General features: G+C 39.4%; 20 protein-coding genes. 13 read left to right on the top strand and 7 right to left on the bottom strand.

From position 1 onward, the window contains the following. Positions 1 to 74: 74 nt before the first annotated feature. Positions 75 to 1,325 carry an NADP-dependent isocitrate dehydrogenase gene (gene icd / locus ACNSN2_RS07825; RefSeq protein WP_418606916.1) on the top strand — a complete coding sequence of 417 codons (1,251 nt, stop codon included), beginning with the start codon at positions 75 to 77 and terminating at the stop codon, positions 1,323 to 1,325. Between the two features lie 12 nt (positions 1,326 to 1,337). Here icd and ACNSN2_RS07820 read toward each other — a convergent pair whose 3' ends face one another. Next, positions 1,338 to 1,784, bottom strand: coding sequence for a hypothetical protein (locus ACNSN2_RS07820; protein ID WP_055012570.1), 447 nt, complete (start codon positions 1,782 to 1,784; stop codon positions 1,338 to 1,340). Positions 1,785 to 1,893: 109 nt separating this feature from the next. Next, the gene (locus tag ACNSN2_RS07815; protein WP_418606915.1) at positions 1,894 to 2,841 is read right to left on the bottom strand and encodes a LysR family transcriptional regulator; all 948 of its coding nucleotides are present in this window, start codon (positions 2,839 to 2,841) and stop codon (positions 1,894 to 1,896) included. Positions 2,842 to 2,958: 117 nt separating this feature from the next. Between ACNSN2_RS07815 and aceK the strand changes: the two genes are divergently transcribed. The 5 genes from aceK to lepB all read left to right on the top strand — a co-directional run bounded on the left by aceK (position 2,959) and on the right by lepB (position 7,286). Further along, positions 2,959 to 4,749, top strand: a complete 1,791-nt coding sequence (gene aceK, locus ACNSN2_RS07810) for a bifunctional isocitrate dehydrogenase kinase/phosphatase (RefSeq protein WP_418606913.1) — start codon at positions 2,959 to 2,961, stop codon at positions 4,747 to 4,749. A 46-nt stretch (positions 4,750 to 4,795) separates the two neighbouring features. Beyond that, positions 4,796 to 5,188, top strand: coding sequence for a hypothetical protein (locus tag ACNSN2_RS07805; protein ID WP_010390199.1), 393 nt, complete (start codon positions 4,796 to 4,798; stop codon positions 5,186 to 5,188). Between the two features lie 19 nt (positions 5,189 to 5,207). After that, positions 5,208 to 6,170, top strand: coding sequence for a zinc-binding dehydrogenase (locus ACNSN2_RS07800; RefSeq protein WP_418606912.1), 963 nt, complete (start codon positions 5,208 to 5,210; stop codon positions 6,168 to 6,170). Between the two features lie 87 nt (positions 6,171 to 6,257). Next, positions 6,258 to 6,512: a DUF2999 family protein gene (locus tag ACNSN2_RS07795; RefSeq protein ID WP_008113615.1), complete on the top strand. Its 255-nt coding sequence runs from the start codon at positions 6,258 to 6,260 to the stop codon at positions 6,510 to 6,512. 123 nt (positions 6,513 to 6,635) lie between these two features. Next, positions 6,636 to 7,286: a signal peptidase I gene (lepB, locus tag ACNSN2_RS07790; protein WP_138622367.1), complete on the top strand. Its 651-nt coding sequence runs from the start codon at positions 6,636 to 6,638 to the stop codon at positions 7,284 to 7,286. A gap of 59 nt (positions 7,287 to 7,345) precedes the next feature. Here lepB and ACNSN2_RS07785 read toward each other — a convergent pair whose 3' ends face one another. Further along, entirely contained in the window at positions 7,346 to 8,059 is a 714-nt protein-coding gene (locus ACNSN2_RS07785) for a flagellar brake domain-containing protein (RefSeq protein WP_055012566.1), read from the bottom strand. 395 nt (positions 8,060 to 8,454) lie between these two features. Between ACNSN2_RS07785 and ACNSN2_RS07780 the strand changes: the two genes are divergently transcribed. Next, positions 8,455 to 8,961, top strand: a complete 507-nt coding sequence (locus tag ACNSN2_RS07780) for a DUF2937 family protein (RefSeq protein ID WP_055012565.1) — start codon at positions 8,455 to 8,457, stop codon at positions 8,959 to 8,961. A gap of 24 nt (positions 8,962 to 8,985) precedes the next feature. Here the strand turns inward: ACNSN2_RS07780 and ACNSN2_RS07775 are convergent, their stop codons facing one another. After that, positions 8,986 to 9,516 (bottom strand): Tll0287-like domain-containing protein, encoded by a 531-nt coding sequence (locus tag ACNSN2_RS07775; RefSeq protein WP_418606909.1) that lies wholly within the window; start codon positions 9,514 to 9,516, stop codon positions 8,986 to 8,988. Between the two features lie 136 nt (positions 9,517 to 9,652). Here ACNSN2_RS07775 and ACNSN2_RS07770 point away from each other — a divergent pair, with 136 nt between their 5' ends. Together ACNSN2_RS07770 and ACNSN2_RS07765 are read left to right on the top strand one after the other, a co-directional pair. Beyond that, complete coding sequence (locus tag ACNSN2_RS07770) at positions 9,653 to 9,838, top strand: hypothetical protein (protein WP_055012563.1); 186 nt, start codon at positions 9,653 to 9,655, stop codon at positions 9,836 to 9,838. A 159-nt stretch (positions 9,839 to 9,997) separates the two neighbouring features. Then, entirely contained in the window at positions 9,998 to 10,675 is a 678-nt protein-coding gene (locus ACNSN2_RS07765) for a hypothetical protein (RefSeq protein ID WP_418606907.1), read from the top strand. 57 nt (positions 10,676 to 10,732) lie between these two features. Here the strand turns inward: ACNSN2_RS07765 and metG are convergent, their stop codons facing one another. Further along, entirely contained in the window at positions 10,733 to 12,757 is a 2,025-nt protein-coding gene (gene metG / locus ACNSN2_RS07760; RefSeq protein WP_041708923.1) for a methionine--tRNA ligase, read from the bottom strand. A 177-nt stretch (positions 12,758 to 12,934) separates the two neighbouring features. Here metG and apbC point away from each other — a divergent pair, with 177 nt between their 5' ends. Both apbC and dcd read left to right on the top strand, forming a co-directional pair. Beyond that, entirely contained in the window at positions 12,935 to 14,011 is a 1,077-nt protein-coding gene (apbC, locus tag ACNSN2_RS07755; protein ID WP_075169156.1) for an iron-sulfur cluster carrier protein ApbC, read from the top strand. Positions 14,012 to 14,013: 2 nt separating this feature from the next. Then, positions 14,014 to 14,598: a dCTP deaminase gene (gene dcd / locus ACNSN2_RS07750; protein ID WP_010390186.1), complete on the top strand. Its 585-nt coding sequence runs from the start codon at positions 14,014 to 14,016 to the stop codon at positions 14,596 to 14,598. Positions 14,599 to 14,623: 25 nt separating this feature from the next. Here dcd and ACNSN2_RS07745 read toward each other — a convergent pair whose 3' ends face one another. Together ACNSN2_RS07745 and ACNSN2_RS07740 are read right to left on the bottom strand one after the other, a co-directional pair. After that, entirely contained in the window at positions 14,624 to 15,406 is a 783-nt protein-coding gene (locus ACNSN2_RS07745) for a CLCA_X family protein (protein ID WP_138687027.1), read from the bottom strand. A gap of 18 nt (positions 15,407 to 15,424) precedes the next feature. Next, on the bottom strand, positions 15,425 to 16,018 hold the full coding sequence (locus ACNSN2_RS07740; protein ID WP_418606904.1) for a tRNA-uridine aminocarboxypropyltransferase: 594 nt from the start codon (positions 16,016 to 16,018) through the stop codon (positions 15,425 to 15,427). 131 nt (positions 16,019 to 16,149) lie between these two features. On the opposite strand from ACNSN2_RS07740, the gene ACNSN2_RS07735 reads away from it, so the two are divergent. Continuing rightward, the gene (locus ACNSN2_RS07735) at positions 16,150 to 16,494 is read left to right on the top strand and encodes an Hpt domain-containing protein (RefSeq protein WP_010390183.1); all 345 of its coding nucleotides are present in this window, start codon (positions 16,150 to 16,152) and stop codon (positions 16,492 to 16,494) included. 129 nt (positions 16,495 to 16,623) lie between these two features. Then, positions 16,624 to 17,841: a pyridoxal phosphate-dependent aminotransferase gene (locus tag ACNSN2_RS07730; protein ID WP_418606901.1), complete on the top strand. Its 1,218-nt coding sequence runs from the start codon at positions 16,624 to 16,626 to the stop codon at positions 17,839 to 17,841. Positions 17,842 to 17,849 lie beyond the last annotated feature (8 nt).

Genomic DNA, 17,849 nt, shown 5'->3' with positions numbered 1-17,849 from the left:
TAACCGCTATACGCTTTGTTATGAAGACAAGTAGGGTTATGCATGCTTAAATATATTCTCTTGTAGGAGGACGTATGCAGTATCAACATATTAAGGTGCCAGACAATGGCGACAATATTCACATTGATGATCAAGGACAGTGGCATATACCCGAACAACCTATTATTGCCTATATTGACGGTGATGGGGTTGGTTTAGATGTGATGCCAGTAATGCGTCAAGTAGTGGATGCTGCCATAGAGCATTGTTATGGCAAGGAACGTAAGATACATTGGATGCAGGTGTATAATGGTGAACAAGCGGCCAAGCTTTATGATGGTGACTGGTTCCCTCAAGAAACCATTAATGCGGTACGTGAATGCAAAATTGCTATAAAAGGGCCGCTAACCACACCTTTAGGCGGCGGGTTTCGCTCTCTTAATGTTGCGCTTCGCCATGAAATGGATTTATTTGTTAATATGCGCACTATAAAAGGCTTTAGTGCTTTACCCACGCCATTAAAAAACCCTTTTACCACTAATATTACTGTGTTGCGCGATAGCAGTGAAGACGTATATTCAGGAATTGAATGGCAGGCGGGGAGTGTTGAAAGTGAAAAAGTGCTCGATTTTTTGTGTGAAGAAATGGGCGTAACCCGTCTTCGTTTCGCTCAAGAGTGTGGTATAGGGATTAAAAATATATCTAAAGAAGGGTCAGAGCGATTAATACGCTTTGCCATTAATTATTCCCTTAAAAATGAGAGAGAGTCACTTACGTTAGTACACAAAGGTAATGTTCTTAAATTTACCGATGGGGCGTTTAAACGCTGGGGCTTTGCGCTTGCAAAACAAGAATATAATGCCAAAGAACATGAAAATGGGCGTTGGCTTGAAATACAACGAACCAATTTACCCCCCTTGATTATTAAAGAAGTGATTGCCGATAATATGTTGCAGCAATGCTTGATGGATCCTGCGCAATTTGATGTGGTGGCTACTACAAATCAAAATGGTGACTTTTTAGCCGATATGCTCAGTGCACAGGTTGGGGGGGTAGGGATTATGCCTGCCGCCAATTTAAATACTGAGGTGGCTTTTTTTGAGCCGACACATGGCACGTTCGAGCGAATAGCTGGTCAAGATAAGGCAAACCCGAGCAGTAGCATATTAAGTGCAGTGTTAATGCTTAAGTATATGGGATGGGTTGAAGCGGCATGTTTAATCGAAAACGCCTTAGAAACTACATTTGCCAGTGGGCAGGTAACTTTTGATTTGGCTCATTCAAATCATAACTCGACAACCTTAAGCTGCAAACAATTTGCTAGTAAGGTTATCGAGCACTTTTAAACGACTGCATTGTTAAGCTGCTGAAGCGTTAGTGGCTGCTTGACGATGAACACATGGACGCTCTGTTAGCTCTGCTGCTCTGTGATAAAGCTCATGTGCACTTGGCTCGTCACATACAGTGCCACTGAGCGTGTCCATTAACGCAACTACAATAATGGCAGGTACTTGACAGCAGTATTCATCTAATACGGCTTCAGTTGTTTGTGCATCAACATGGCAATGAGGGTGGCTTTTACGTTGATAGGCACTCAATAAAGTGTTTACGTCAAGAGTATCGTTTTCTTGATGTTTATTTTTACGACATTTACAGCCGAATTCATCAACTAATGTGGCAAGTGACTGGTAAACGTGACCCGTCTCAAGCGGCGTATTTGGGCATAATTGTTGTTCAATGAAGTGATGTAAATTTGCATCAATGAATAACCCGTCTTGTTGTGTGAAGCTTGCTGATGTTTGCATAATTATTACTCTTAGTTTGTTGGCTTAACTTCACTGTAGCGCTAAGTATAATATTAATGAAATTGTTGTTTTCAATAATTGATATTGATTTAATCAATATTTTAATGTGTTATCTATCAACCACTGTATTTGCGAACGCTAATAACTCACGTCTAAGCCATTGATGCGCTGGTGTGTGGTGTAATAACGGGCTCCAAATCATTTTTACTTCTATAGGGACGACCTGAAATGGTACTGGGCTAATCACTAAATTAGTATGACTGGTTAATAGCTTTGCTTGACGACGCGGCAGCGTAGCTATGAGTTGCTCAGATTGACACAGTAAGCTGGCAATCATGTAATGGCGAGTAAATACGCGTATTTTACGGGTTTGTTCTAATTGCCACAAAGCTTCATCTACCCAGCCTAATTTTTGTTTTCCTGACTTATTGGTCACTGCGGGCTCAGGCCCCCAGCCTGCGCGGTTAACCCATATATGTTCGCTTTGTAGGTATTGATTTAAGTTAGCATGCGTTAAAAAATCATTTTTTGGGTGGGTTAAACAACAATAATTATCTCGCCATACAGTCGCTTGATGAAAAGAGCGCGGCAGACCATTAAAACGATTTATTGCCAAATCGATAGTCCCTTTTTCCATATCTTGTAAATTTACATCACTGGGACTGAGCACATCAAAGTCAATGCCCGGGTTTTTAGCTAGTTGCTCGCAAATAAAGGGGGCAATTAGAGTCGATTCTAAATAATCGTTTGCCATGATACGAAATGTAACCTGTGCAGTTGCTGGGTTAAAATGCTCACTTGGCTGAGTGATCTCCTCTGCCATTTTAAGCAGCGCTTCAATTTCAGGTTTGAGTGACAGTGCTTTGGCTGTGGGAGTCATAGAGCCCGCAGCTCGTACCAGCAAAGGATCATCAAATAAATCTCTTAAACGTTTTAACGCATTACTCATCGCTGGTTGAGTTAAAGCAAGCTTATTAGCTGCTTTTGATACGCTTTTTTCATCTATTAATACATTTAAATAGACGAGTAAATTGAGGTCGACATTTCTTATATTCATATGATCAATTTTATTTATTTGCTGTATTAATTACCTAAATTAAAGTGTGCTTGCTAAGGTGTAAACCTCTAATAAAAAATAATCAGCATAATTGCTAAAAATAGAAGCGCCTAAATCATGCCAAGCACGTCATTAACCTCTCAACATAATCCGGTACAAACCGTGGTCGCCACTAAGTTAGCCCGAGCGATATTTGCAGGCTTTGAGGCTATGTTTGCACAATTTTTAAATATCACCTTAGGGGCACAAAGTCGCTTTGAACAACGCCAGTATCATGAGGTGCAAGCAGCAATGCGAGAGCGCTTACAAGTGTATGAGCGCTTAGTAAAGCAAGTAAGTGAAGCCGTTAGAGTGATTGCTTATGATGAATTGGATTGCCCTCAAACATGGCAGCGGGCAAAAAATATTTATGGTGAGATGGTAAAAGAGCATGAAAACCAGCCCATTGCGCATACATTTTTTAATTCTACTTTTGGCGCTATTTGGGATGATAAAAAAATTCGCACAGTTCACTTATTTGTATTAAAAGCAAAATACCGAGGGCAGCCGCGCTCTTATGAAGCGCTTGTAAGTCGTATCTCCTTAAAAGAAGGGTTTGATCAGGCAATTAAAGCCTTATTAAATGAGCAAGTGTTTAGAGTCCCCTTTAAAGATTTAAGTAGTGATTTAACTAAGTTACAAGCAACGTTAACGCAAGGTGCTCAGCAGCAATGTCGACAAGTATACGAATTAATAAACTTAAATGATGGTTATATCGAATATGCTAACTCGCATTTTTATCGCAATAAGGCGTGTTATGTCATAGGGCGATGTATTGCCAAAAATGGCGATAACATGCCTTTTGCAATTGCAATTTTAAATACCTCTGACGGGCTTACAATTGATGCTGTAATGATGGGGGCTGATCAACTAAGCTTATTATTTGGCTTCGCACGTACCTATTTTATGGTAGATACCGACCAACCTGCCCGTTATGTTGACTACCTCAGTGTGTTAATGCCTCACAAACAACGTTTTGAATTATTCAATGCGATTGGTTTCATCAAACATGCCAAAACCGAGTTTTATCGTTATAAGGTAGATACGACTAAAAGTAGTCCCGAGGAATACACGTATCATCTAGCGCCAGGGACTCCGGGTATGGTGATGCTAGTTTTTACCATTGACGGCCTAGATTATGTATACAAGGTAATAAAAGATAAGTTTAGTGCCCCAAAAACAGCAACTAAACAACAAGTAAAAGATAAATATAACTTTGTAAAACAAGCTGACAGAGTAGGGCGATTAGTTGACACTCATGAGTTTAGATACCTTGCATTTGACTTAAGCCGTTTTAGTGATGAACTGCTAATAGAAATGAAAAAACACATTGGCGATAGCTTAGTCATTTCCGGCAAAGCCTTAATACTAAAGCATGTTTACGTTGAGCGAAAAATGACACCGCTCAACCTGTATATCAATCAATGTAATAGTAAATCACTTCAGCAAGTGATGCTTGATTATGGTAAAGCGATAAAAGAGCTTGCCAGTGCAAATATTTTTGCTGGTGACATGCTGATGAAAAACTTCGGCGTAACACGTTGGGGGCGAATAGTATTTTATGATTATGATGAAATTTGCCCTCTCACCGATTGCAATTTTAGAGACGTGCCAAATACACAAAACGCGTTAGAAGAATTAAGCTCACACAGCTATTTTGATATTGACCAAAATGATATATTTCCCAGTCAATTTAAAGTGTTTTTTAGTGCCAGTAACAGTGCGTTTAACCACTTTAATCATTACCATAGTGATTTATTTACGGCAAAGTACTGGCAAATGATCCAGCAAGGAATTGAGCAAGGCCAGCTTCCAGATGTATACCCTTATAAGCAAAGTTGGCGTTTTAATACTATGTCAGTAAATTAACGCTGAGTTGGTTTCTTCAGGCACAGTTAACACGATAAGGATTATGATGAAATTTACTATATTCGCTTGCTTAGTTTTATTGCCATACTCTGTATTTGCCAATCCCCTATTAGGTACGTGGGAGTTTGTTCAAGGAAAATACGCGGTAGAAGATGGGTTTGTCAGCGCTAAAGCCCCAGAGATAACTTCAATCAAATTAGTAACAGCAACACACTTTAGCTATATCACAGAAAAAAATGGCCAATTTAGTTATGCTGGTGGTGGCCAGTACCAATTAACCGATGGGCAATTTATTGAAACCTTTGAGTATGGCAATATTGCATCATTGATGGGTAAAACCATGGCTTTTGATTATAAAGTTGAAGGGAATTTGTGGCATCATTCTCTTACAGAAAATGGCCAGCTAGTTGAAGCCGAAGTGTGGCGAAAAATCAAATAAACCCAATACAAGGAGACTTATGCAGTACATTTCACATCATGAGCAGCAGTTAGCGTTTTCGAAAACCGATAAACCAAAGGTTAATAACAATGAAGTGCTAGTAAAAGTGGCAGCGATTGGGGTTAACCGCGCTGATTGTATGCAGCGTCAAGGTAAGTATCCTGCTCCTGAAGGGGATAGCCCTATTTTAGGACTTGAGTGTGCAGGCACCGTGTGTGAGCTTGGCAGTGAGGTAGACCCTAAATGGCTCGGTAAGCGTATTTTTACTTTATGTGCTGGTGGCGCTTACAGTGAATACGTCGCAGTAGATGCGCAGCAGTTAATGATATTGCCCGATCATATCTCTATGGCGCAAGGTGCCGCTATAAGCGAAGTGTATTTAACAGCCTTTGGTGCGCTATTTGAATTAGGCAAGTTACAATCAGGGCAAACGGCGCTTATTCATGCCGGTGCCAGTGGTGTTGGTGGGGCTGCTATTCAAATGGCAAAAAGTGCTGGTGCACAAGTAGTGATTACCGCGGGTTCGGATGAAAAGTGTGAACATGCTAAAAGGTTGGGTGCTGACCACGTAATTAATTATAAAACCACTGATTTTGTTGAGTATATGAAATCAAATAAGCTAACTGCAAACGCAATTGTTGACCCTGTTTCTGGTAGCTATTTAAATAAAAATGCTATAGTGGCCGCGATGGATTGTCAGATTATTATGCTGGCATTTTTAGACGGGCGCTTTGCAGAGGTAGACTTTGCACGTTTATTACAAAAGCGGATTTCGTTTCATGCATCAACGCTACGTAATCGCAGTATTGAGTTTAAACGGGCTCTGAGAGATGCCTTTGTCGCGCGTTTTTATGATGATATTGCCAATCAGAACTATGACTTTAATATTTATAAAACCATGTCATGGCAGCAAGCCAGTGAGGCTCATGCCATTTTAGAGGGTAATGAAAACTCAGGTAAAGTTGTGCTACTGGTTGAATGATATAAGCAAGCACAGCGGGATTAATATTGTTAATTAGGCTGTGCGCCCATATAATTTAGTGAACACTATAAAATATTAAGGCAAATAATGAATCCAATTATTGCAATATTAAAAGAGCACAACGTTAGTGATGAAAAAGTAGCTGCGTTGTTTGAAGCATTTACCCAAAACCCAATGATGGCCATGGCATTAGTGCAAGAGCTGGGTATACCACCTGAAAAGCTTCAGCAACTAATGGCTGTGGTGATGACTCAACCGCATTTGATTAAAGAAGCCACTGATGAATTAGGTCTTGATTTTGCAAAAGTACAAGAAGCGAAAGACAAGTTAAATCAGCAGTAAACCACCTTTAGAGACATGTTTTATGCATGTCTCTATCATTAAACATGTTTTGTTACACACTCCTTTGAACGGCTCTGCGTTTATACAGTCAAATAAATACTTAACCCATAGCAGAGACAAAACATGAAGCGACTTTATAAATTTTGGAAAAATAATCGTTCTTTAATTGTATTCATTATTTTAATGAGTGTGTTTCGAAGTGCCGTCGCCGATTGGTATGAAGTACCAACAGGTTCTATGAAACCGACTATTGAAGAAGGCGACCGAATCCTTACCGATAAAATGGCGTATGATTTACGTATACCATTCACGCATGTATCCCTGTTGAGAATGGGGGACCCACAAACTGGCGATATTATTGTATTTGACTCGAAAGTAGCGGATAACCGTTTGATTAAGCGAGTAATAGGTGTACCTGGAGATACTATTGTACTTGAAAATAATGAACTCATAATCAACGGCGAAAAGCTTAATTACACACATTTGCAAAGTAATACGACTGCTTCAGATAAAATAGAAAACTTAAATGGTTATAAGCATTCAATCCGCGTTAGTAATACACCATCACGTTTATCGAGCTTTGATGAAATAACAATTCCTGAACACTACTATTTAGCCATGGGTGATAACCGTGATAATAGTGCTGATTCTAGAGTAATAGGGCTTATCCCACGTGATGAATTACTAGGTAAAGCCGAGCGTGTGATTGTATCGCTTGATTACGATAACTATTATTTACCTAGAACAGAGAGATTTTTAAAACCTTTAGAGTAATAGAACTGCTGTTAGCAAGGCTAACCATAAGGTGTTAGCCTTAATTCGTTGTGATTTTTCTAGTCTATATCAATTGAATACGCTTCGAGTAGCTCATTTAGCTTAGTTTGCTCTGATGCATCGAACTCGATACCAACACTAAGGCGATTCCCCTTCATTTGATTATTTCTGATATAGGACGTGACTATGACAGACTTATTGTCTATCGGTGACAAAATATGCACAAATACTTGGCGTTTTTTTAGCGCTACAAATCCAGAGCTTACATGTATCGCAAAACGGCAGCCACTGGGTGAAATATCAATGATTAACCCATGCAATAAGCTCTTATTATCGGCGTCTATATCACCTTTGTGTAAACTTATTTTAGCTGGAATATGAGTCGGTAGTCTGCTAGTTTCACGTAATTGACGGCTTTCGATTTTTTTAGGGTACGCTAGATAAATTAACCGTTCAGGGCGAAATGAAATCGCTAATATACTGGTAGAAAAAGCCACACATTCACCGCGCTCATCTTCGATGATATAACGAACAATGGCGCCATTACCTTCAACTAAAATATCGCTGTAGTCGTTTTTACCTGCTTGAGCAGGGTATTTTAATATTAAATATTTACCGGTGTCGTAGCCGATTAAAGTGAGTTTAAAGCGAACCTGAATAGGGTTGTTAAATTGTATATCAATTAATTTCCCTGGAAGTAAATCGAGGAAAAACTTTTTTTGATCTTCAGTTGCTTTCTCTTCAACAGTGGTATTATTTTTATTCGCTTCCACAAACTCTTTCTCAATATTAACAGACGCTTAATTATCTTTTAATATAGTGTAAAAATCACTAGTATTAAAGAGGGCATTTAGAATTAGGTATTAATACTTTATGCTCGTTCTAGTAAGTATTTCAGCTATTCACGGGGTTTTATCTACAGAAATGTTGCTATTTTAGCAACAGGTAAACATTAAGGTGATCAATAAAAACTTAGCGCTTTGGTATTGAAATCATACTTATACTACCATTTATCACGTTAAGGATTATTATTTACGAGCTTGAAATAACTATTTACCTTTCTCTCGATAAAATTTATCTACATAAAAGTAAGTCACTTAACTAAGTAAATGGTATAGCATAGTAACACCATCTATCTGTTTAAATTAGAGCAGCACAAAGGATTATGATGATCGTTAACATGTTCGATAAATTAATATTTGCTTGCGCTTTTATTATTGCATTGCAACTACCGCAGCTAAGTGATCATTACCAACAACATTTAGCGGGCTTGTATCATGCGACCAAGTGGCAAGTTGATGGCTATGCAGATACAGCAAAGCAATATAAATTTTCTAGCACACAAGCAATGATAAACCGTCATTTAGAAAACACGGAACCGAGTGTTAGAGCCGATGCAGAACAAAAACAGCAAACCTTGATGCTATTCGCAGACTTAAATCAAGGTATGAAGCTATTTGAGCAAGGTAATTTAGTGCAAAAATTGCTGTATATATTCTCCCCTGATCGTTTTGAAAGATTACAAAATACACTCAATAACTTTAAGTTAGGGATCCCTTTAACCACCAGTGCATTATTGTTTGCGCTGATATTAGCTATCATATTAAATCAGCTCGTAATGTTGCCGTATACTTTATATGTTGCCCAAAGAAAACGAAACGCAGCTAATGCTTAATGACGTAATTACTGTTGGTGCTTTTTAATCGGCTTTTTTAACTACAAATGCGCCACGAATGTCACCCAGTTTAAAATCAGTTGCCTGATCATTAGGGTATAAAGTCGCTATTTTTTTAGAAACTGCGGGGGCAATGTCACTGCCATGACATGCTAAACACGCCTTTTGAGTGGGGATCGCTTTTATAAAATACCAGCCATCTGACCTTTGTGTTTGGTGTTCTATTTTTGCTATAGGCTCGCCATTGAGCTTACGTTGTTCAAAGTTTAATAAAACATTTCTTAACCATTCATCGGGTTGATTATCTGGGTTACGTGTTTTTAACGCACTGCGGCTAATTTGCCATGCACTATTGCTGTGTTGTGAAGTGATAGCGGGTGCGGCTGTATTACATACATTAATCGCCGCTATAGGTCCATTTTGTTGCATGGTGCTAACCAGTATCTGTTTTAAATCAGTTGAAAATGCCTTAATAGTTTTGCGCGCATCGTCAACATTGTTAGCAAAAGCAGCGGATGAAATAAATAAACTGGAAAAAAGTAAAATAATGCGCATAATACACCCCTTAATATTAGTAACTACTAATATATAGAGTGTCAGGTATTTTTCAACTAAATCGTACAGTGTTTCAGCACTTTTTTATTCGATGTACCGTGGCTAAAATCGATAAACGGTCCCAAGTGAGAATAATATGTATACTAAACAAGATGATAATAAAGTAATAAATCAACAAAACACCTATGATGCTGGTGGACTTAGTGCTGATGACCCCTTGGCGGCAATTAAAGCTATTCGACTTGAGCAGTTGGCACAATGTCGGCTAAAAACACAAAAAGAAATGCAAACGGGGCATAAAAAAATAAACCCTAAGCGATAATAATTTGCTAAATTAAATTTATGAATTTCAAACTTGGATAGTGCAATCAATTACATAACTATAAAACACCCTCATCAAGTTATTTCTTTTATTGCTTGGCTATGCGCTTTGGTTGTGATGTTGATAGGACTTTTTACACCTAACAATAAAGAAATTTTATTGTTCTTAACAGTGAGCTCGCTGTGTTTGCTGATGTTTAATAGTGTGGCAATTTCTGCTTGGGTATTTCATCAGTTTAAAGATAAGCAGTTACGCTTTATAGCGGTTCTATGTAGCGCAGCTTTAATGCTGTGCACAGTAGGGGATGTGATTAACTTTAACCTATCCCAGCACTATCATCGCTATGCAACGTTAATAAAGCATGACTACTTAATTGATTCAATTTTATTTTTTGCACCTGGCTATAGCCTTTTATTTTTAGCCTGTGTGTTGGCCTATAAAAGGCAGCAAGCTATATCGCAATTAAAAAGCATACTTTTTATGCTTGTTGTACTGGTGATAAGTGCTACGTCGCTCGCTACTATGTACCTTGATGGGGCTGGTATACCTATTTTAGCTATGACCGGCGTTTATAGTGTGGTGGTAACTGCCGTGGCGCTTATGGGCCTTATGTTGGTTATTGCTTATGGTGGGTTTCATGCGCCCAAATCAATAATGTGGGTGAGCTTAGGGCTTTTCCTTGCTGCATTGGCCGATGCCATTATTGGTGCTTTTTGGATTTATGGTAACCAAGGGCAAGGTTTTTATCCTCAGGTGCGCTATATAAATTGGTTTATCTATATTAGCTCCCAATGCTTAGTGATTCATTTGGCAAAAGTAGTCGCCTTAGCTAAATAACGTCAACAATAAAAAAGCCGCTAAATATTTAGCGGCTTTTTTAAACTAGCGCAGAGTTTACATTACTCGCATACCAGGCTCTGAACCATCGTCTGGGTTAAGAATGTATATTTCTTTACCGCCCGGGCCTGCGGCAAGTACCATGCCTTCAGACATTCCAAAGCGCATTTTACGTGGTTTAAGGTTAGCAACCATCACGGTTAGCTTTCCTTCGATGTCTTCTGGTGCGTAGGCTGATTTAATGCCTGCAAATACTTGGCGTGTTTCGCCGCCTAAATCAAGAGTTAACTTAAGCAGTTTGTCAGCACCTTCTACGTGCTCTGCTTTAGCAATTTTAGCAACGCGTAAATCTACTTTTGCAAAGTCATCAAATTCAATCTCAGCTGCGATAGGCTCTTTTGCCAGTGGGCTATTAGGATCGATTTTGTCTTTTTCAGCGATTAAGCTTTCTTTTGATTCTTCAACCATTTTATTCACTTTGTCCATTTCAACACGTTGCATTAACGGCTTAAATTTATTGATAGGGTGGCTTATTAGTGCAGTTTGCACACCTTGCCATGTAAGCTCATCATTTAAAAAGGCTTCAACATTTGTCGCCATACCAGGCAGTACAGGCTTCAAGTAAGTGATCAGCACGCGAAATAGGTTAAGTCCTAACGAACATACCTGATGCGCTTCTTCTTGCTTAGACTCGTCTTTAATAAGCACCCAAGGCGCAGCATTATCAATAAATTGATTTGCTTTATCAGCAAGCGCCATAATTTCACGGATTGCGCGGCTGTATTCACGATTTTCGTAATGTTCAGTAATAGTGGCTGAGGCGTTTTGGAATTCAGCAAGCAGCTGTGGTTCCATAATTGTGTCGCTTAACTTACCGTCAAACTTTTTAGTAATAAAGCCAGCACAACGGCTCGCAATATTAACTACTTTACCCACTAAGTCTGAATTTACACGCTGTGCAAAATCTTCTAGGTTTAAGTCTAAATCAGTAATACCACTATTAAGTTTAGCTGCGTAGTAATAACGTAAAAATTCAGGATCTAGGTTATCTAAATAAGTACGCGCTTTAATAAACGTGCCTTTTGATTTAGACATTTTCGCGCCATTAACCGTAACAAATCCATGAGCAAATACGTTAGTAGGCTTTCTAAATTGAGCGCCTTCTAACATCGCAGGCCAAAACAGGCTGTGGAAATAGATAATGTCTTTACCAATAAAATGATAAAGCTCAGCGTCAGACCCTTCTTGCCAAAACGCATCAAAGTCGATGCCTTGTTTGTCACATAAGTTCTTAAAGCTCGCCATATAACCAATAGGCGCATCTAGCCATACGTAAAAATATTTACCTGGTGCGTTTGGAATTTCAAAACCAAAATAAGGTGCATCACGGCTTATGTCCCACTGCTGCAAACCATCGGCAAACCACTCATCTAGCTTGTTCGCCATTTCTTGCTGGATTGTGCCTGAGTGTAGCCATTCTTTAAGCATGCCTTCAAAGGCTGGTAAGTCAAAAAAGTAATGCTCAGAATCTTTTAAAATAGGCTCAGCACCCGACATGACAGAGCGTGGGTTGATTAGCTCTGTTGGGCTATAAGTTGCGCCACAGGCATCACAGCTATCACCATTTTGATCTTCTGATTTACAGGTAGGGCAGGTGCCAGTAACAAAGCGGTCTGGCAGAAAAATACCTTTTTCTGGATCGAATAACTGAGAAATAGTGTGCTTTTTAATATGACCGGCATCGTTAAGGCGGTTATAAATAAGCTCACTAAATTCTTTATTTTCTTGGCTGTGAGTGCTGTGGTAATTATCAAATTTGATATTAAAATCAGCAAAATCTCGTTGGCGTTCTATGCTAACGTTTTTAACCATTTCCTCTGGCGTGATCCCTTGCTTTTGCGCATTAAGCATAATAGGTGTGCCATGAGCATCATCGGCGCACACGTAGTATGCTTCGTGGCCTTGTAGTTTTTGAAAACGCGACCAAATATCAGTTTGAATATACTCTAATAAATGCCCCAAATGGGTAGGGCCATTGGCATAAGGTAATGCGCTAGTAATCAGGATCTTTCGCTGTGCCATAATCATTCCAAATTAAGCGTTCCTAGCTAGGAACAGATGAAAATTATTACATTATCGATAAGCGCGGTAGTAACAGAGTACACTGCTTATTGATATTTACTAATTGACTGGTGTTAATGCCCTGAATGTTACATAATTCCGTGGCACTTTTCATCAAAGAAACGCTATTTTATTGCTATGTTTGGACTGTCGAAACTATTCTCTGCTAAATCGGTGCAAAAACAACCGATTATTTCTGCTTTAGCGGCCTATCGCAGTGCCGCTTTTGCTGTGGGTATTGAGCAAGATTTTATTGCTGATATTACTCAAAACACCGATAAATCAATTATTGTTAAACTCACTCTTCCTTTTGCCGCGCAATCTGAAATGCCGCATGTTGCTAATTTTTTAGCTGAGCGACTTAAAATCGAGGTAAATGTAAGTGCGGTTGTGGCACTTAAAGAGCCTGCGAAATTTAAAGCCATAAAGCACATTATTTTAGTTGCCTCAGGCAAAGGCGGGGTAGGCAAATCTACTACGGCTGTAAATCTTGCCGGTTCGCTTAAAAACGAGGGCGCTAAAGTAGGCATTTTAGATGCCGACATTTATGGTCCGTCTATTCCTATGTTGTTAGGTTTGGTAGGCAGTGAGCCTGTCACTAAAGACAACAAACAATTACAACCATTTGATGCCAGCGGTATTAAAGCGCAATCTATAGGCTTTTTAGTGCCTAGCGACGATGCAACTGTATGGCGCGGCCCTATGGCCTCAGGCGCGCTTAGTCAGCTATTAAATGAAACCGATTGGGGTGAGCTTGATTACTTAATCGTCGATATGCCCCCAGGCACTGGCGATATTCAATTAACCATGAGCCAAAAAGTACCTGCCAGTGGCACTGTAATTGTTACAACGCCACAAGACTTAGCGTTGGCAGATGCGCAAAAAGGCATTGCTATGTTTAATAAAGTAAACGTGCCAGTGCTTGGTTTAATTGAAAATATGAGCCATTACATTTGCGGGCATTGCGGTGAAGCTAATCATGTATTCGGTAAAGATGGCGCACAAAAATTAGCCTTGAAGCATGGTGTTCCTGTGCTTTCACATATTCCGCTTGCGATTAATATCAGAGAATCCTCTGAACAAGGTAAATTGATTGCCAATGATGCAAATGCAGCTATAAGTGAAACTTACAGTGCAGCCGCACGGCTCATCGCCAGTACGCTTTATTATCAACAACATCACAACGCGATTGAAGTTGTGATTACGGAAGATTAAAAATGAGACTTTCAGATACACATATAAAAGAATATTTAAACGACGGGCGCATTGTTATTGAGCCCGCCCCGACCAGTGAAATGATTTCAGGGGTTACCGCTGATCTTCGCTTAGGTAATAAGTTTAGAACTTTTCATGCCCATAATGCCGCTTTTGTTGACTTAAGTGGTCCAAAAGATCAGCTTAATAAAGCCTTAGAATCAATTATGAGCGACGAAATTGTACTAGATGAAGGCGAAGCATTCTTTTTACACCCCGGCGAGCTTGCATTAGCAATAACCTATGAAAAAGTAACCCTGCCTGCAGACATCGTTGGCTGGTTAGATGGGCGTTCGTCGCTGGCACGTTTAGGTTTAATGGTGCATGTAACCGCACACAGAATTGACCCTGGTTGGAGTGGTAATATTGTTTTAGAGTTTTATAACTCGGGTAAACTGCCACTTGCACTTAGACCCATGATGAAGATTGGTGCAATGAGCTTTGAAACGCTCACCGGTCCATGTGAAAACCCGTATAACACCCGTGTTGATGCCAAATATAAAGATCAGAATAGCGCGGTGGCAAGTCGTATCAGTGATGATAAATAGTAATTCTGATTTTTAGAAACGATTACTATGTTTGTTGATGAAGCACATAACCTAATAGTTGAAAATAATGGTTAAGTGCTTCATTGGCGTGTAATGTGTGCTTTAACTCAGGATAAATTAAACTATTATTACTTAACCCGCTGACTAAGAAACTGTTTTTGATTGTTTGATGCTGGTTTATACATGCTTCAAAACAACGAGCTGCAAGCTCCTCTGGCATACTCATGTATTGTTGCTTGTGCTTCTTATCAAACGCGATACAGCGTTGTACAAATTCATTCGCATCTTCACCGTTTTGTTCTAAAAATACCTGCTTATAAAATTGATTAAGTGCATCATTAAGTGGATGGCTCAAATCGGGAGAGTTTGATAACCATAACTTAGAGGCGAAACCAAAGCGGGTTTTTGATTTAAATAAATGCTCACTAATATGATGATCAAATGCATGAAACCACTCATGGGCTAAAGCACCGCCGCCTGCGTTTTTTGCCAGTGCGAGAGTTTGATCGTAAGCATTATAGTGTGCTTGCACGCCTTTTTGCCCACCGTGACCAAAGGCAAAGTTAAGCTTACCGCGAAGGCCAATTGCTGTTGGCGGTAAATGTAAAATTTGCGCTAAATCAGCTAGCGCATCATAAATTAGATTGGCACTAATAAATCGCTCTTCTTTAGTCACCCATTTACCAACTACCATCGAACGAAAACCAAAAGTCGTTCTAATATCGCTAAAATCAACTTGGTCGTCAAAACGATAGTCAGGGCCTTGGCGTGAAAATCCACGCTTTAATCGAGAAGGGGTATTACGCATTGGTTATTTCATTTTTAATTACAGGTAACGTGCTTTTACGTGAGCGGGCATATGTTGGGTTTGTTTGGTAATTAATTCATCTAATAAATCATACAACGGCGCCGGATTGAGTGCTTCAATAAGCGATAAACTATGCGCTACGGCCTCTAGCGTTGACAAGCTATCTGCTCTTGGGGCTTTACGAATAGTATAACGGTTAGTGGGAATTTGGCGAAAGCTTACTGTTTTAAACTGTTGTAATAGTGGGGTTAATTGCAAAATTTTAAAGGCTTTATTCCATGTACCATCGAGCACTATTAAATGTGTAATGGGTCGCACGTTTTCACTGTTATTGGCTACATCTAACTCAATTGCGTCCTCGTTTGGATAGAGTAACACGGTCGAGCTGAGTGGCAGCTTTTGCAAGCAAGCAAAATCTTGATTATTTTCGCCTATAATTATTTTGCATCGCGTTAAACTTAATGCCAATAACTGTGCCGTATTTTTACTAATTTTTGCTTCACTGGGGTGCTGTAACACAACAACCTCAGTTTGATTATCAACACAGGTGATTGCATTGCAAATACAGGTGCTTAGCGAAAAATTACAGCGTTCACAAAGGGCACGTGCCATAAGCTAACCATTCGATTAATACATTTAACTTAATTATACATTTTTGCATTAATAAAGTTGGTTTTTTTTGTGCTTAGATATAGAGTAAGAGATGAAGTATAAATTGCAGGAACGCATTATAGGGCATCAATATGACAGAAATCAGTATCGACGAATCCGCTTTAGAAAGTATGGAATCGCTATTAGGTGAACAATTTCCAGATACGCTGGAATTTTGTTGTGCGGAATTTGAGCGCTTAGGGAACGAAACTATTGCAGCGCTTGGCCAAGATAAAGAGGCTGCAATTCGCCATTCTCATAGCCTTAAATCAAATGCGGCTCAATTTGGAGCGGCAAGTTTAGCCGAGGTAGCACGTTTAATTGAATATAATTTAAATAATGGGAATGACGAGCAGGCTGTTGATGCAGCAAATAATTTAATGGCGCAAGTTACTGGCTCGCAAGCAAAATTAAATGAGTGGCACGCTCAGCGATAAACCCGTTTAATGAAGAACAGAATAAAGTGTTAACGTGAATTTTTTTCAGTTTTAAGCGCTTAATTTCCCCTAGTAATTCACGGCTTTACTGAGTTAGTCTTAAGGCTAACTTGCTCTTTAGAGGTAACAATGTCAGAAATAAAAAAGAGTCATAAATTAGACGGCGTCTGTTATGACATCCGTGGCCCCGTTTTAGTGCAAGCTAAAAAAATGGAAGATGAGGGCCAAAAAGTACTTAAGCTTAATATTGGTAACCCCGCGGCGTTTGGTTTTGATATGCCAGAAGATATGCACCGCGACATTATTCGTAATTTATATTCTGCTCAAGGCTATTGTGATTCTAAAGGGCTTTACTCTGCGCGTGTTGCTATTTATCAACATTACCAACAGCGTGGTTTACACAACTTAGACGTTGATAATATTTACATTGGTAACGGTGTGAGTGAACTGATTCAAATGGTCACTCAAGCGTTGTTAAATAATGACGATGAAGTATTAATTCCTGCACCCGATTATCCGCTTTGGACTGCGTCGGTAAAGTTAGCAGGCGGTAACCCTGTTCACTATTTATGTGATGAAGAGCAAGATTGGTTTCCTGATATTGATGATATTAAAAGCAAAATCACCTCGAAAACTAAAGCATTGGTGTTAATAAACCCTAATAATCCAACAGGGGCAGTGTACAGTGATGCCTTGCTTGAAGAATTGATCAACATTGCCCGAGAGCACAAGCTTTTACTGTTAAGTGACGAAATATACGAGAAAATTCTGTACGACGGCGTTACCCATACTTCTATTGGTGCATTGTGCGACGATATTCCCATTATTACGTTTAACGGTTTAGCTAAGACATATCGCGCCGCTGGTCTTAGAATGGGTTGGATGGTGCTAAGCGGGCGCACTGCCTTAATGACAGATTTAATTAAAGGCCTCGATATTCTTGCCTCAATGCGTTTATGCGCAAACGTCCCTGCTCAATATGCCATTCAGCAAGCATTGGGTGGGGTACAATCCATTGATAGCTTAATTGACCCCGGAGGCCGCTTATACGAGCAACGAGATATTGCTTGGCGTGGATTAAATACAATTGAGGGGATAAGCTGTAAAAAGCCAAAAGGGGCGCTGTATGCATTTCCCAAAGTTGATACAAAATTGTTTAATATTAAAAATGATGAACAAATGATGTTTGACTTGTTAAAGGCAGAAAAAATATTATTAGTACATGGGCGCGCTTTTAACTGGCCAGATCCCGATCATTTTAGATTGGTGTTTTTACCTAATAAAGATGATTTAAGCAGTGCGATGATGAAAATGCAGCGGTTCTTCAAAGATTACCGACAAGAATAAAGTAAAAA

It is taken from the genome of Pseudoalteromonas sp. US3C1013 (assembly GCF_048401115.1).
Lineage (GTDB): Bacteria > Pseudomonadota > Gammaproteobacteria > Enterobacterales > Alteromonadaceae > Pseudoalteromonas > Pseudoalteromonas undina.
The sequence above is the reverse complement of the archived record's forward strand: the minus strand, read 5'-3'. Positions and strand labels throughout refer to the sequence as shown.